11 protein-coding genes are annotated in these 15,756 nt (G+C 37.1%); 6 read left to right on the top strand and 5 right to left on the bottom strand.

Annotation, left to right across the window (positions count from 1 at the left end; genetic code table 11):
* Positions 1-4: 4 nt before the first annotated feature.
* The 3 genes from DSM106972_RS40300 to DSM106972_RS40310 are packed head-to-tail and all read right to left on the bottom strand — an operon-like array spanning position 5 to position 7,300.
* Complete coding sequence (locus tag DSM106972_RS40300) at positions 5-2,716, bottom strand: CHAT domain-containing protein (RefSeq protein ID WP_127085969.1); 2,712 nt, start codon at positions 2,714-2,716, stop codon at positions 5-7.
* Entirely contained in the window at positions 2,668-4,437 is a 1,770-nt protein-coding gene (locus DSM106972_RS40305) for a ShlB/FhaC/HecB family hemolysin secretion/activation protein (protein WP_127085970.1), read from the bottom strand. Before DSM106972_RS40305 ends, DSM106972_RS40300 begins: the two co-directional genes overlap by 49 nt.
* Positions 4,427-7,300: a two-partner secretion domain-containing protein gene (locus DSM106972_RS40310; RefSeq protein WP_158632958.1), complete on the bottom strand. Its 2,874-nt coding sequence runs from the start codon at positions 7,298-7,300 to the stop codon at positions 4,427-4,429. Before DSM106972_RS40310 ends, DSM106972_RS40305 begins: the two co-directional genes overlap by 11 nt.
* Before the next feature lie 140 nt (positions 7,301-7,440).
* Between DSM106972_RS40310 and DSM106972_RS40315 the strand changes: the two genes are divergently transcribed.
* The 4 genes from DSM106972_RS40315 (at position 7,441) to DSM106972_RS40325 (ending at position 11,562) form a co-directional block, all read left to right on the top strand.
* The gene (locus DSM106972_RS40315) at positions 7,441-8,043 is read left to right on the top strand and encodes a hypothetical protein (RefSeq protein WP_127085972.1); all 603 of its coding nucleotides are present in this window, start codon (positions 7,441-7,443) and stop codon (positions 8,041-8,043) included.
* 299 nt (positions 8,044-8,342) lie between these two features.
* On the top strand, positions 8,343-10,520 hold the full coding sequence (locus DSM106972_RS40320) for a serine/threonine-protein kinase (protein WP_127085973.1): 2,178 nt from the start codon (positions 8,343-8,345) through the stop codon (positions 10,518-10,520).
* Positions 10,521-10,549: 29 nt separating this feature from the next.
* The gene (locus DSM106972_RS55165; protein WP_267901215.1) at positions 10,550-10,678 is read left to right on the top strand and encodes a hypothetical protein; all 129 of its coding nucleotides are present in this window, start codon (positions 10,550-10,552) and stop codon (positions 10,676-10,678) included.
* A gap of 122 nt (positions 10,679-10,800) precedes the next feature.
* Positions 10,801-11,562: a Uma2 family endonuclease gene (locus DSM106972_RS40325; protein WP_127085974.1), complete on the top strand. Its 762-nt coding sequence runs from the start codon at positions 10,801-10,803 to the stop codon at positions 11,560-11,562.
* A gap of 142 nt (positions 11,563-11,704) precedes the next feature.
* Here DSM106972_RS40325 and DSM106972_RS40330 read toward each other — a convergent pair whose 3' ends face one another.
* Positions 11,705-13,015 (bottom strand): ABC transporter substrate-binding protein, encoded by a 1,311-nt coding sequence (locus DSM106972_RS40330; protein ID WP_127085975.1) that lies wholly within the window; start codon positions 13,013-13,015, stop codon positions 11,705-11,707.
* A 46-nt stretch (positions 13,016-13,061) separates the two neighbouring features.
* Here DSM106972_RS40330 and DSM106972_RS40335 point away from each other — a divergent pair, with 46 nt between their 5' ends.
* Positions 13,062-13,817, top strand: coding sequence for a YebC/PmpR family DNA-binding transcriptional regulator (locus DSM106972_RS40335; protein ID WP_127085976.1), 756 nt, complete (start codon positions 13,062-13,064; stop codon positions 13,815-13,817).
* Between the two features lie 384 nt (positions 13,818-14,201).
* Positions 14,202-14,894 carry a glycoside hydrolase family 24 protein gene (locus DSM106972_RS40345; RefSeq protein WP_127085977.1) on the top strand — a complete coding sequence of 231 codons (693 nt, stop codon included), beginning with the start codon at positions 14,202-14,204 and terminating at the stop codon, positions 14,892-14,894.
* Here DSM106972_RS40345 and menH read toward each other — a convergent pair.
* On the bottom strand, positions 14,871-15,692 hold the full coding sequence (menH, locus tag DSM106972_RS40350; RefSeq protein WP_127085978.1) for a 2-succinyl-6-hydroxy-2,4-cyclohexadiene-1-carboxylate synthase: 822 nt from the start codon (positions 15,690-15,692) through the stop codon (positions 14,871-14,873). The genes DSM106972_RS40345 and menH overlap by 24 nt on opposite strands.
* Positions 15,693-15,756: the final 64 nt, after the last annotated feature.

The raw sequence follows: 15,756 nt of genomic DNA on the forward strand, positions 1-15,756 counted from the left end.
TATCCTACAGCCAATTACCGACTAAAACAAAAGGCGCCCAATAAAAAGGATGATTAAACTTTTGAATTTTCAATAAAGATATTTGAGCATTGCGAAGTGCTTTTGCCCTAGACATTTTGCGTGTAATCAAATTTTGATAAAATTCTTTCATCAATTCGACCGTAGCATCATCTGATACAGACCATAAACTCGCGATAGTACTACTTGCTTCAGAACGTATTACTACACCAGCCATACCTAAAGCGGCTTTTTCATCTCCTGAAGCTGTTTGGCAAGCGCTGAGAACAAGCAATTCTATATTTTTATTGTTGGTACTATCTTGAGGATTGAGCAAATTCTGAAAATCATCTACATTAATAGTACTATTATTGCCAGTTACAAGAAATGTTCGTTCTCGATTAGAACTAAAAACACCGTGAGTTGCTAAATGCACAATAGTAGGAGAAGTTTTTATTTGTGTTTGCAAATTCTTTTGGTTAAAGTTTTTATTAGGAAGTATTGTAGTAGCTACTCCTACTTTTTCAAATTGTTTAATACTATTTAATTCTTTTTCTACTCCTCGAAGTCCTGGAAATGGCTCTTTACCGATATATTGAGTTTCACTAACACCTGCTGCTAAAATTTTCATATTGCTGCGTGACACAGGTTTTGTTTCCACCAGTTCTTGACCTAAATTTAAAACGACATTATATTTTTCAATTAGATATTTTTGAGACATCTTATCATGTAAAGCTGCTATAGGAATTTTTTGGAAGGCTCTATCTAGTAAAAAGACTAAAGTTTTGACATTGTTTGGGTCTAACTGATTATTTTCTTCCAAAGGTTTTATTAACCAATCATATACACGCTCAGAACTTTTCAAAAATTCTTGTTTATTTCTTTCTAATTTTTGCTGTTGAAATTCGTCTGTATCTAGGTTTCCCCCACTATTAATTAGAAGAGCCGAGTCTGATTTAAGCTCTGTGTTATTATATATAATGCTTGCTAAACTTTCTAAAGTATTTTTAACTTCATCTTCGTTGACAGGAAAATAATTGCTACTTGTTTGCCCTGAACGATAAAGAATGACCTCTAAGCGATTTTTCAAAATAATTGGATAAATCACAACAGCGTTTTGGTCAATCTTGTCTATTTGTACTGGTTTGGCAACAGGAGGAGAACACGGTTCTTGAAAAAAGTTATCCAGTTCTGCTAATTGTAGAGATTGCATAACTAGACGTGCTGTATCTAAGGGATTTTTTAGTGGTTTACCCTCTGTTTGTAGTACAAGCTGCTCAAAATCTATTTTATTTCTGTCTGCTTGCAATAGTAAATCGATAAACTCTCTATATATAGGTTCTACATTTTGACGAAACGAAAACTGATTATCTGTATTAGTTACTAAATCTGCTCGCAGTGACTGGAGTATATTCCATGCTTCTGCGTAAGATGATAATGCTGCTTTTATATCTCCTTGGGTTTTTAGAATGCGTCCTAACTGGTGTCTATGACGATATAATATTTGGCGCCTATCGGCATTAATTTCATTCGACAACAACAAAGCTTGTTCAGTTAGTTTCTTTGCTGTATCTAGGTTGAGCTTATCTTGTTGCGTTAAATTTCCTGTTTCCGGCGCCTGTATTTCATATAACCTCGCAAGATTTCCTACAGCTAATGTTTCTGCTTGCTTATCTCCTAAGTTGCGAGACTTCTGAATAGCTGTAGATAAAATTTTGGCAATTTTTTGTTCTGGATAATATTTTTTGTTACGATTCAGTTCAACTAAGCTGTTACTAAAATTAATATATGCATATACAGCTTCGCGATTCTCAGGTAATTTATCTAAATTTAACTCGACTTTTGGTAACTTCTCTGCCAGAATTTTATCTAGGTTTAATTGTAATTTTTCTAAATCAGCCTTGTTGATTTTGATAATTTGCTCAGTCCACCATTGTTTGTTTTCAACTAATAAACTTATTTGATTCAATTCAGCTTGAGTTTGTGTTAATATAGAAGATTGTTTCTTAGATAAATCATAGTTACTCATCGCTTGCTGATAGAGATTTAAAGTAAAATTAGCAGTATTAAAATTAGCATCTTCATCAAGAATATTGCTTACAATTATTTTATAATCTAAGCTATTTCTGTTTTTACTTGCTTTAATACGTTCGAGATTACCTAAGCTAATATATATAATGCTCTGATATTCTGGATATTGTTTTGATGCTTCTAAGCTTGTCTGTAAAACTGTATTTGCCAAATCTAACTCATCTAATCTTTGCAAAATATCACCAAGAAGACGTAAGCTAATTACTCTATTTATATTTGGTTGTCCTTGCAAACTATTTATAAATTTTTCCTGCACTAACTTAATATTATTACTATTTTTGTTATTCTTAATTAATTGGTCGCAGGTTAAATTTTTAATAAAGAGTTGAGTAATTTGATTACACGCTTCTGGATAAAGTCCCAAAGACTGTAGGGCTTGAGCTTTATTAATTAAATTCCTATTTTTACCTTTTTCATCTTTTTTATATGCATCTGCTGCTTGCTGCCATACTTTTACAGCTTCAGCAAAACGTCCAGCTTCGTAATATGAGTTACCTTGCTGTTCTAATTTTAAGGCATTAGATGCTTGAGATGGAATAGGAGCAATTATACTTAGAAAAAACGTGAATAATATTGATATTAAAATGGATTGTACTGTAAGGTGAAATAAAAACCTTTTTCTTGCCATGTTTTTTCCCTCGCATCAATATTTACTAAAGGAATGCCATAATCTAAACGCGCGTTAAATTGTTCACCCATTTGCCATTGCAACCCCAAGCCAACGGAAGCTAAAGTATTAGTATCTAAAGTACTCTCACTACCGCTGTTCCAAGTAGTTCCAACATCAACAAATGGAATTAACCTTAAAACATTATCTCCCGATGCTGTACTGTAAATAGGTAATTGCAAATCTGCTGAAACAAAAACACCGTTGTCACTAAATAAAGCATCTTGACGATAACCCCGCGCGCTAAAAATACCACCTAATGTAAACTGTTCATTTGGAACGAGTGCTGTATTAGCTAGTTGCACGTCAGAACGAACTAAAAGTCTAGGTGTAACACGAGGGTTATTACTTTTTGAACCAAGTAAACGTAACCACTGTAGTTGTCCCCTCCATGCAAAAAAACGACTATCAGGCGCCGAGTTATTAATTGTGGCATTAAATGCACCTACTCCCACGCTAAACTGAGAGCGTGCTAAAAACACTTCTTGAAAACTGCTTCGTCTCCACTCCTGAAAAAAACGCAGTGCTGAAATGCGGGTATTTCCTCGTGCATCTGCTCCTACAGAAATAGGAAAATCTACACCTAAAACAGAAGTATCACTTTCTCGTCGAGATAACGTTAAACCGAGTGCAAGTTCTTGTGTAAACTCTGCACGCGCGTTTTGTACTACTGGTTGACGCAAGCTAATTTCATAATTACGAGAGTTTGACTCAATATCTAAATCTTTAAATGGCGGCTCTATAATATTGTTTGAAGTTTTGCTATAGCTAAAACCAATAGTACCATTCCGCGAATTTATCGGTACCGTGTAGCTTGCATTTATGCCATTACTGCCATCAGTATTGTCATAACCTATATTTAACCTATCTCCTAACCCCGTTAAATTAGCTTCTTCTATTTCTACACCCCGTCTAAAACTACCCACACTAGGGTTTCTACTGTTATCTAATATAATTCCAATATTGCCAGTACTTGCTTCTCTAAATGTAACTTTCAGTAAATTAGTACCAGGAATAGTACCCGCAGATAATTCTGCTGATATGCTTTCAATTAAAGGATTTTGTTGCAGCAGTTGTAAAGCTTCGCGTAAACGTCGGATATTTAAAGGTTTGGCAATGCCTAACTCCAAACGTGAGCGCACATAACTATCATTTAATTGTTTAGAATTTGTGGGTTCTCTTGTAATACGCAGTTCTTGTAAGCTACCTTCAATAATTTGAATTTTAACAACACAACTTTTGGCGCCTTGCGACTTGACAAAACAACCAGTTAATGTTTGTTCTGGAATATAGCCGCCGGAAGTCACATATCCTTCTTTAATATAAAGGTTAGTAATTTTAGAAGCAGCTTGCAGCAGTTGTGTAAAAGTTATAGGTTGCTTTGTATTTGTAAACTCTTGAATTTCTTGACGCAGCCTTTGGTTACTAAATATATTAGAGCCATCAAAATCGAAACGCTCAATAGTAATTCTACCTGTAACGTTATCAAGATTTTGTTCAGGAGTAGGTGAGTCAGGAAAAATTCGTAGAAGTTCTTCTTGGGGAAGTAGAGGTTCAGGGGTTGGGGGAGTTGGAACAACTGGGTTAGGAACTTCAACAGGAGGAATATTTTGTGCGCGTGCGAACAAATATGTGTTACTCAAAACAACAAACCCCAACACAACCAAAAATTTAATATGCATGGCAGTTAGCTGTAGGTTGGGTGGAGGAACGGAACCCAACAGTATTAACAGTATTAACAGTATTAGCTGTAAGAAGAATTTCTCCTTTGTTATTAACTCCCCATCCTGTAGCTGGTCGTGGGTAATTAACTAAAGTAGCAGGAAGTTGCTCATTACTAGATGGCGCCGATACTCTTACAGATTCACTCTTTAATGGTTCTGTAGGACTGGGTGGTAGTCCACCTCGTCCGGTAATGAAAAATTGATTACGGTTTTTTCCGACTTCTGCGGTACAAGCAGATGCTACTTGGTTTTCTGGACTGAAAAAGTTTGTTGGTACGTCTGTTAATTCTTGGTTTGAGCCAACATCAGGAAGATTTATTTCAATAAGACCGTTAAATTGAGTTCCTAATTCTGAACTGGCAGTAATGGCAAAAGGAAAAGCAAATAGTCCTTGAGTTGTAATTCGTACATTACCCCCTTGTCTACCTGCATCTGCTTTAATACTGCTGTTTTCTAAAATCGCAATTGCACCTGCTTCTATTGTGATGTTACCGCCATTACTATTACTACCAGCAACAGTAGAAATTTGAGAGTTTCCACGCAACTGCAAAGAGTCTCGAATTTGTAGCGTTGTGTTGGCGCCAGTACCTACTACTGTTGCACCGCGTATAAAACCATCTTTTAATTTAACCGACTGAGCTTGTACTTGAAGTCTACCAGCAGGCCCACTACCACTAGCACTTACTGATAATTCGGCGCCATCTTGAATATTCAACAAACCAGTTGTAATTTCTAAGTTGCCACCTGTACCTGTAGCTTCATTTGCGGCAATAGTCGGTCTATCTTCTCCAGATAAAGCAAACAAACCACTAGCAAATGTACGTGTTTCTACTTGATTATTTCGTGTCAGTTGTACTTTACCAATGCCACTAAGTTCTACTGCATCTGAGGCATTAATAATTAAGTTACCTCCCTGACCTCCAGAAATACCACTTTCACCTCTACCACGAGTAGATGCAGAAATTCTTGCACCATCCTGAACTAGCAAACGACCAGTATTAACAGTTAAAGAACCTCCATCTTGAGTTCCTTCTGTGGCAGCAAATAAACCACTGCGACTGAAAATAGTAGTATTAGGAATAGCGCTAACTCCAATTAATTCTACAGACTCACGAGCTAATATATTAACTTCTCCAGAACGTCCCGTTCCAAAAGCTGTCACCGAAACATCTGCTCCATCGCTAACTCGTAGCTCTTTACTATCAATTGTGATGTTACCTGAATTGCCGGCGCCACGGGAAGTAGCGCTTAAAGTACTAAACTGCTGGGCAACTGTTGATGCACCAGTTACATTAATTGAATCTGCTAAAACAGTAATATTTCCACCTTGCCCAATACCTTCTGTAGCAGCTGACACTTGTGCCCCAGAGCGAATATTTAACTGCTCAGTTTCAATTTTGATATCTCCACCCTGACCTGTAGCTCTGCTAGGAACAATATTTGGGTTTGGTCTTTGCTCTCCAGATAAAGCAAACAAACCACTAATAAAGCGACCATCAGGACTGGCACCACTTAGTTCTATGTTTTTGGCATTAACCAGTAAATTACCACCTCGTCCCCCTGGTTTATTATCTTGACCTCTACCTCGCGTTGATACAGATACTCTTGCCCCATCCGTTACTTGTAATTTAGGGGTATTAATTGTGATATCACCACCGTTTTCTGTTCCTTCAGTTGCAGCAAACAAACCGCTACGACTAAAGTTTTGCCCCCCTGGACTAATGCCTGCACCTATTAATTCTACAAACTCAGAAGCATTGACGGTAAGATTTCCCCCCTTACCTGAGTTAAAAGTCGTTACAGATACATCGGCGCCATCTCTTGCAGTTAAGCGGTTAGTGTTAATATTTACACTCCCAGAATTTCCACTTCCCCTTGATGTCGCTGCAATTGTGCTAAATACTTGACCATTAGAACTGGCGCCACTGACGGTTACATTGTCAGCTTGGATATTTATGACACCAGCATTTCCGGCGCCTCCTGTTTCCACAGAAATTTTAGAACCATTCGTCACATTTAAATCTTGTGACCGGACAAAAATTTCGCCACCGTTTTGATTTAGCGCAGACTGTGATAATAATTGAATATCGCCAAAATTATTTACACGATTATATCCTAAAGTCCAGCCATTAGTTACTGGGTTTAAGCTAACTAAACTGTTGGCGCCAACACTACCTACTTCAATACGTCCTTGTGATGCTGTTAACTGACTACCATCTAGAATAATACCCCCACCTACTAAAGCGATAGTTTTTTCAGGAGAGACTTGCAGATTGGCGCCATTACTAATAATATTTGCTGGTATTGCTGGGAATTGCAAACCCAAAGGTACATTAATACTCAATAAAGATGTGGTTTGAGGACTAGTCGCGCTAAATTCACTACCATCAGCAAATATAATGCTACTTGCTGTACTAGATACAAAAGAACCACCAATATTTAACGTAGCATTGCGACCGAAGAAAACTCCATTAGGGTTAAGTAAAAATAAGTTAGCATTGCCTCTAGCTTGAAGCAAACCATCAATATTAGAGATAGACCCACCTGTAACCCTCGTCAAAATATTTTGAATATTCAAAGGGTTATTAAAAAAAGCTAATCCAGCAGTAGGGACAGAAAATTCTTGAAAACTGTGAAATAAGTTACTTCCTGCCACAGTACCACCATTTATCTCAAAATTGATGTTGCCAATCGGTGTGACAACTGAGTTAACTCGAAGAGTGTTATCTGGAACTATTTGCCCCAATGCAGGACTAGAAGCTATGGGCAAGCATAGACAAAGACTACAAACAAGCCAGGAAGGTAGAGCATTTCGTATCATGGGATACATAATTGCCGATAAATGGCAACAATGGTAATGATTATTGAAAAATACTACAAAAAATCAGTAATAGTCAAATAATGAGGTATTATTGCTAACGATTAAGCATTCGCACGAACAATGAACCCGTGAGCAGCCTTATGAATAAAGCTTTTATGACATTCCAAAAATCATTGTTGCTTAGTTTAACTGGAGTAATGACGATTGTTGCAACCCCAGCTTTCAGTCAATTGAACTCAGAAAATAAGGTTTCATTTCGTTGTGACACTTCGCAACTCATACCAGTAACCGTTGCATATAACCCCAGTAACCAGCAACAACAACCAATTAATATAATTACTTGGAAGCAAGAGCATATTGATTCACAGAATATTGAGCTTGATTGTAAGAAGGCAGCAGAAACATTAGGTAAACGTTTCAATTCAAAGGAACTTTCGGAGACAGATTATTCTTTGGGTGTTGAGACTAAATTATTGGACGATACTAACTCCCAAGATAAAATGACTTTATCTACCGTTTGCTTACTTCGTCGAAGTGGTGGAATTTGTCAACCCAATGGTAGCAATCAACTTGTTCGTATCAAAACTTTACTTAATAACGAAGAAGCTAGTGCTAAAACTTTCTCAGCAATTATTAACCCAGATTTTGCCGAATTAGGTAGAGCTAACCTTAGAACTGTTGGTGTAACCTACCCGCCAATTAAGTCTAGAACGTTTTGGAAGAGATTGTTTGGTTTAAGATGATATCCAGAGTAAGGGCGGGCAAGGATGCCCACCCCACAAGAAGTTTGTTAATTTAATCTTGGATAGGCGCCCGGATGCTTAGATATGAATGTTTATAGGTTTTAAACACATTATTGTAATATCGAATTATCTCTCAAAACAAATTAATAGTGTATTGCATTTTACGTTAATATGCCGTAAAATTACTTGGATACAAAAGCAAAAAATTGTAAATATACTAAGATTTACATAAATAGATGCGCTATTAATATAGCCAAACCAGAAATTACGATTAGAAGTGGCAAATTTAACCAAAATACATGCAGTATCAACCAGAACATAGCCCTGGAGATATGATTTATGGGCGTTATAAAATCATCAGTTTCATCAGTCGGGGAGGATTTGGTGAGACTTACAAAGCTGAAGATAAACAGCAACAAGGACTTATTTGTTTACTTAAGTACTTAAAACCTCTAACTACTAATTCATCATCTTTGAGAATTGCTCAAGAAAAGTTTTGTCAAGAAGCTTCGACGCTGCGTCGTTTGGGAACTCACAGTCAAATTCCAGAGTTGTATGACTACTTTGAAGAAAATCAAAAATTTTATTTAGTTGAAGAATATATCGATGGTCAGAATCTCGCTGACGAACTAAAAAATAGCGTATTTAGCGAAATACAAGTTATTCAAGTATTGTATGATACTTTGAAAATATTAGATTATCTGTATCAAAATAACGTTATTCACCGAGATATTAAACCAGCCAATTTAGTCAGGAGAAATTGTGATAAAAAAAATTTTTTAGTTGATTTTGGGGCAGTTAAAGAAATAAGTATTTTAACAATTGATTCTTACACAGAAACAATTTCAACAATGGTTGTGGGTACATTAAAGTACATACCACCTGAGCAAGCCGAAGGTCAAGCAAATTTTGCCAGTGATATCTATGCTTTGGGTATAACAGCACTAGAACTTTTAACGAAAAAGATTCCACATGGAACTCAGGAAGTTGAAAGTCTTTTAAACGAGCTTGAAATTAACCCAAACTTAGCAAAAATTTTGCAAAAAATGGTGCGATTTAATTATAAAGAGCGTTATCAAACACCATTAAATATTCTTTTCGACTTACAACCATTAATTTTATTAGGGCAAACACTTAACCAACGGTATAAGATAACAAAGTATTTAGGAGGAGGAGATTTTTACTATACATATTTGGCGGAAGATTTGAAATATCCTTTTCAATCTGATTGTATTATTAAGCAACTGCAATTGAACGTTAATAATCAGTATGTTTTGCAAGAAGCACAAAGTCGTTTTACTGACATACTAAATTTATTAGATAAACTTTCTCATGAACAGGTTCCACAACTTTTTGATGATTTTGAATATAATAAGGAATTTTACTTAGTTTATAAGTTTATACCAGGAGAATCTATAAGCGAGCAGTTAACAAAAGAAAATTGTTGGAGTGAAGCACAAGTAATTGCTTTACTGAAAGATGTGTTAAAAGTATTATCTTTTATGCATCGGCAAGGTATTATTCATGGTGATATTAAACCCTCTAATTTAATTAGGCGCCAGCAAGATGGCAAAATTTGTCTGATTTATTTAGCGGCGCCGGAACAACTTAGCAATAAAAAGAAATTGCAACCAGCTAGTGATATTTATGCTTTAGGAATGACAGCTATTCAAGCATTAACAGGAGTTCATCCTCAAGAATTAAAAGTAGATTTACATGGTGAAGTTTCATGGAAAAATCTATGTAATGTCAGCCCAAATTTAGCACTAATATTAGATAAAATGGTGCGTTGTCAAACTGAGAAACGTTACCAATCCGCACAAAAAGTTTTAGATGACTTAAATACTCAGGTATCGTGGGCAAAAATTGAAAAGTATTGGCGCCTAATAGCTATGTCTACCATTGCTATTAGCTTTAGTATTGTTTATTATATCTATTCAGGCGTTCAAGAACAGCAAGCAGTACATTATTTTAATCAAGGTACAGAAAAAATACTCTCTGGAGACAATCATAAAAAGACTGGTGATATTGAAAAAGCTAATAAATATTATAATGAAGCGATTGCAGCTTTTGAAAAAGCAACACAAATCAATCCAAAGTTCACAGAAGCTTGGGTTAATCAAGGGTATGCTTATGGTCAACGCAGAAAATTTGCAGAGCAAGCTCATGCATGTATTCAAGCACATACAATTAACTCAAATTCTCCTTTAGTTTGGATTTGTATTGGAAATGTTCAATTTGCAGCAAAGCAATATGAAGACTCAATTAAAAGGTTTACTCAAGCTACTCAAACTTGTAATTCTCAGCTTGAAAGTAAGAAAAATACTTGTGTTGCAGCTTGGAGCAATATAGGTGATGCTTACTTGGCTTTGAATAAACCTGAACAAGCATTAAATGCTTTTAATAAAGCCCTTCGTGTAAAAAAAGATTTTCAACAAGCAATTAATGGCAAAACAGAAGCACAAAAACATCTATAGTACAAACACGTGACGTCTTGACTTCTGTCATGCTGAGGAACGAAGCATCTCTATCATGTCATGCTGAGGAACGAAGCATCTCTCAAGTGCAATATAACCAGATAAATTATTATGCACTTGTGTTGACTCAGGTGCTGACCTCAAATCCGGCGCCGTAAGCATCACCAATAGCTAGCTCTAACAGCATTTTAGTCCCCGCAGCAATTACAAGCCTCTATATTATATAGAAGCTCGCGACTGCGCTACACTATAGCAAGAGTTAACTCTATTTTGTTACGTCATGGAAAATATCGAAACCTCAGAAATTCAAGTCCTGGAAGATACGTGTGAAGATGCACTCTCACGTGATATATTTCCTCAAGAGGAATTAGATAGTGACGAACCGCAATTGGAAACGTATCAACACTTGCAGCAAATGTTGCTGCTGATAAAATGCTTGGAATGGTGGTGGCAGGATAGAACCGATTTCTTTGCCGCAGGTAATTTAACAATTTTTTACAGCCGAAATCAAGACAAGTCAGAGGATTTTCGAGGGCCAGACTTTTTCGTGGTACTAGATACTGTCCGTAAACCTCGCAGCAGTTGGGTTGTATGGAATGAAAATAATAAGTATCCAAATGTTATTATCGAGGTTCTCTCTAAAAAGACGGCAAAAACTGATAGAGGATTTAAGAAAAAGCTTTATCAAGACACCTTTCGCACCCCTGATTATTTCTGGTTCGACCCTATTACATTAGAATTTAAGGGTTTTACCTTAGTTAATACTGTTTACGAACCTTTGCAACCGAACGCTCAAGATTTGTTATGGAGTCAGCAATTAGAGTTATATTTGGGAGTTTACCAGAAGCAACTGCGGTATTTTACACCTGATGGACAACTAATGCCAACTCCTGAAGAAGCTGAAAAAAAAGAAAAACAACGCGCTGAACAAGAAAAACAACGTGCTGATTTAGAAGCGCAGCGTGCTGAACAAGAAAAACGAGAAAAAGAGCGTCTTGCAGCAAAACTTAGAGAACTAGGTATAGACCCTGATGCTTTGTAGAAAATTCTTTGATAAACCATGCTAGTACACTGGGAAATAAGTTGCTTTTTTATATTGGCGTGAATACGAGAAACCAGGTTTCCTTTGATAATGCTGAAGATTGTTATGTTCAGTGCTGGGGAAACCTGGTTTCTGGGTTTGTTTAGTTGAAAATTAGGTCTAGGCGTTGTTGTGATTGTTTTAATGCTTCTGTGGGGGAGGTTTTGCCTAGCAGGACTGATTCTACTGCTCGACCTATGTTTTCTGAGACTCGGTTGTAACCTGGGAATATTGGACGAGAGCGTCCATATTTGGCTTGGTCTAAAAAGATTTTGACTGCGGGTTGTTTTTGGGCAAATTCTAGGTATTTGGGGTTTTGGCGAGATTTGATGTTTATGGGTAAATATCCTGTTCCGAGTGCTAGTTCGGTTTGAAATTCTTCGCTGAGTGCATATTCTGCAAATTTAAATGCGGCTTTTTCTCGTTCTGGCGCCGTTTTAAATAAAAATAGATTCTCACCACCAATACTTGTTGCTGGACGTTGACCAACTGGTATGGGGAATACACCAAAGTCTATACCTTTAGCTTGAAATTCTCCTAATGTCCAAGGGCCTGTTAATTGCATGGCTACTTTACCTGCTACCAAAGCATCGGTTTCATATCCGCGTTCGGGACCCGACAGCACAGCTGAACCATCTGTAATTAAATTTCGCCAAAGCTCTAATGCTGATATTGCTCCTTTATTATTTGCTAAATTAACGGCGCCAGCTACTTGACTTTTACCATTTATTAAATCACCGGCGCCGCTCCACATAAACGGCAACCAGGTAAATACTGTAAATTCTCCTTTCCCTAAAGGTAGAACCATACCATGTTGGTCAATTTGTCCGTCGTTATTTGTATCGCGCGTTAGTTTTTTTGCTACTTGTCGAAATTCTTCCCAAGTGTTTGGTACTTGCACCCCGGCAGCTTTAAACAAACTAGGACGGTAAAAAACACCGACGTTATTTGTTGCAAAAGGTACAGACCATATTTTCTGTTTGTATTCCATTGACTCGAACAGTGTCGGGTCAATCTCTGCTTTTACAGGAGACTTATTTAAGTATTCATCTAGAGGTATTAGCGCATTGAGTTCGACTAGCTGACCACCAATAGTTGGATTGTACCATAATAAATCAGGGGGTGCGTTTCCAACGACTGCCGCTAATATTTTCGGCATTTGCTGGTCTTGCTGCCCAACGTACAATGATTCAACTTGAATATCTGGATGAGTTTTATTGAATTTATCGACTAGCTTTTGTAGTACGTCACGGTTTGGTGGTGGGTTGACACCTTGCCACAATGTTAAGCGTATTACCCCACTATTATCAGAAGGCGCCTGACACCCTGTTATTAAGAATATGGTACACAGGAGTACTACTAGTAACCCACTGAAGGTGCTTCTATAATTGCGAGCGTTGAAAAAAAACGGCATAAGGCAAATACTTAATAAATATAGATGAGTTGACTTACGAACGATTATGGCAGGACACAGTAAATGGGCAAATATTAAACGCCAAAAAGCAGTGGTTGATGCGAAAAGAGGTAAAACCTTCACGCAAATGTCACGAGCGATTATTTTGGCGGCACGCAGTGGCATTCCAGACCCAACAGGAAATTTTCAACTGCGGACGGCTATCGAAAAAGCTAAAGCTGCTGGTATTCCCAATGATAATATTGAGCGTGCCATTGCTAAAGGCGCCGGGAATTTTGCTGGTGACGGTAGCCAACTAGAAGAAATTCGTTACGAAGGTTATGGCCCAGGTGGTGTAGCTATTTTAATTGAAGCGCTGACCGATAACCGTAATCGTACTGCTGCTGAATTGCGAGTATCGTTTAGCAAAAATGGCGGAAACCTTGGTGAAACTGGTTGTGTCAGTTGGATGTTTGCCCAAAAGGGCGTATGTATCGTAGAATCTGTTAAAAATGAAGATAAATTACTCGAAGCATCTATTGAAGGTGGCGCCGAATATTATGAAATGACCGACGAAGATACAGCCGAAGTATTTACCGAAGTGGCTGACCTCGAAACCCTTAGCCAAACCCTCAAAAATCAAGGCTTTAAAGTAACCGAAGTTGAACTACGCTGGATTCCTGATAATAGCGTTGAAGTTAGTGACGACCAACAAGCACGCACACTCCTCAAGTTAATTGACACCCTCGAAGCATTAGATGATGTCCAAAACGTCACAGCTAATTTTGAAATGCCAGAACAATTAATGGCGGCAATAGCTTAGTTGTGCTAGCGATGTCATACAAGGCATCGCCTACTACCTTACTATTTTTACATTCAAAACTCCACATTGGTTAAGTTAAGTTATAGCTAAATGAGTTTATAAGTTGTCCTTGTACGCCAAAATGAGAATCCCTGAATTTTGGTGATTCAACGGCGCCACACTACGGGTTTACGTCCTTAAAGGTCAAAAATACGAAGAAGTTCAAAATAGTCCAACATTTGAACCAGTACCAATAAAAGAAATTCCTCGCTTTATTACTGAAAGTCGAACTATTGGGCAATTAGCTGCTAAAAAAGCTTTTCGTGAATGGGTAGCTAGCTATATAAGCAAGTAGTTTATGTTTGAGGTGCCCATCGTTTACAGATATTTGTGCTAGATATTTAAATGAAGCTAGTTCAAGGAGCGGAATTTCTGAAAAACGTTGAAGCTAAAGGGGTTGAAAAACTTATTGCCCCACTTATTGCGCTGCTTGGTTTCGTGTTTTTAGTACAATGGCTAATACGCGGGGATTTACGCTCCGAGTTTTCTGACCCTACTTTTAAGCAACAACAGCCACCTTTGGTAATGAAGGGGGGAGACCCATATATCCGTGCGCTGATGCGAACGATTTCTGCTAGCGAGTCTAATACACCGCGTCCCTATTCTGTTTTATATGGTGGTAAAAATGTTAATGACCTAAGTCGTCATCCGCAAATTTGCGTCACAATAGTTAATGGACCGAATAAAGGTAACTGTTCTACTGCTGCTGGTCGCTACCAAATTATTAATACAACTTGGTATAGAATTGCTCCTCGCTATCATCCGAATCCATCAAATTTAATGTTTTGGACGAATTATAGCTTTGAGGCAGAGTACCAAGATATGGTAGTTCATCGCTGGTTAAGTGATTCACGTGTGTGGGGCGCCGATATTCCCCAATTATTACGTCAAGGTAAAATTAATGATGTATTAAAAAGATTATCTCCGACTTGGACTAGTTTAGGATATGGTATTGAAAATAACTCAATGAGCCGCTCTTTACCTGGTATTTATCAAAGAATGTTGCAAGATGAATTAAAAAATGCTAAAAAAGCTTGAAACTTTTTCTGCAAAAATCTCTGGCTGTTCAAAATGAATATTATGTCCGGCGCCTGAAATTATATTCAAGTTACAATATTTACAGGCATCTACCATTTTACTATTTATGTGAATAAATTTTTTATCGTATTCTCCAACTAATAAAAGTATTGGCAGTGTATTTGTCTTTATCTTTTCCCAAAGTGATGGTTGACTTCCTGTTCCCATCCAACATAACGATTTTGCTAATTCAGCAGGGGTATTTTTAAGCCGAGTTGTAATTAGTTTCTCGTACTGAGAATGATTTTTAATATTACCGAAAATAGATTGAGTATACCAAGCGGATAAAAAGACTGTAAAATCTTCACTTGTATTGATTCGGTTGAGCTTTCTGGCTATTTGATTATCACTTTTGACTCGTTCTGAACGCTGTGTTTCTGTAGATAAGCCAGGAGAGGCAGATTCTAGAATAACTTTTAAAAAACGTTCAGGAAAGTTTAATGTTAAATATAAAGCTAATCTACCACCCATTGAGTAACCAATCAAAAAGCAGTTAGATATTTTTAATTCGTTAAGTAAATTAATTAGACTTTGGACTGTAAATTCCATTGTGTAATAATCATTACTTTCTAACAGTTGACTTTTTCCATGCCCTGGTAAATCAACTGTTAAAAACGAAAAATCATTTAAATATGAAATTATTGATACAACGTCTTCAAATTCTTCACAGTCACCCATAAAACCGTGTAGAAATAGAATTGTCGGTTTACTCAAATCCCCTTGAATACAGTAGTTCAACTTATACTTATCACTCAACATTTTTTAAACTACTCACTACTCAGCACTCAGCACTCAGCACTCATTACTCAGCACTCATTACTCT

Source organism: Dulcicalothrix desertica PCC 7102, from assembly GCF_003991905.1.
Taxonomy (GTDB): domain Bacteria; phylum Cyanobacteriota; class Cyanobacteriia; order Cyanobacteriales; family Nostocaceae; genus Dulcicalothrix; species Dulcicalothrix desertica.

Coding starts and splice junctions, on each gene's coding strand:
- DSM106972_RS40320 (WP_127085973.1), top strand. CDS start 8,343: ATGCAGTATCAACCAGAACATAGCCCTGGAGATATGATTTATGGGCGT.
- DSM106972_RS40335 (WP_127085976.1), top strand. CDS start 13,062: ATGGCAGGACACAGTAAATGGGCAAATATTAAACGCCAAAAAGCAGTG.
- DSM106972_RS40325 (WP_127085974.1), top strand. CDS start 10,801: ATGGAAAATATCGAAACCTCAGAAATTCAAGTCCTGGAAGATACGTGT.
- DSM106972_RS55165 (WP_267901215.1), top strand. CDS start 10,550: ATGCTGAGGAACGAAGCATCTCTATCATGTCATGCTGAGGAACGAAGC.
- menH (WP_127085978.1), bottom strand. CDS start 15,692: ATGTTGAGTGATAAGTATAAGTTGAACTACTGTATTCAAGGGGATTTG.
- DSM106972_RS40310 (WP_158632958.1), bottom strand. CDS start 7,300: ATGATACGAAATGCTCTACCTTCCTGGCTTGTTTGTAGTCTTTGTCTA.
- DSM106972_RS40300 (WP_127085969.1), bottom strand. CDS start 2,716: ATGGCAAGAAAAAGGTTTTTATTTCACCTTACAGTACAATCCATTTTA.
- DSM106972_RS40315 (WP_127085972.1), top strand. CDS start 7,441: ATGAATAAAGCTTTTATGACATTCCAAAAATCATTGTTGCTTAGTTTA.
- DSM106972_RS40345 (WP_127085977.1), top strand. CDS start 14,202: ATGAAGCTAGTTCAAGGAGCGGAATTTCTGAAAAACGTTGAAGCTAAA.
- DSM106972_RS40305 (WP_127085970.1), bottom strand. CDS start 4,437: ATGCATATTAAATTTTTGGTTGTGTTGGGGTTTGTTGTTTTGAGTAAC.
- DSM106972_RS40330 (WP_127085975.1), bottom strand. CDS start 13,015: ATGCCGTTTTTTTTCAACGCTCGCAATTATAGAAGCACCTTCAGTGGG.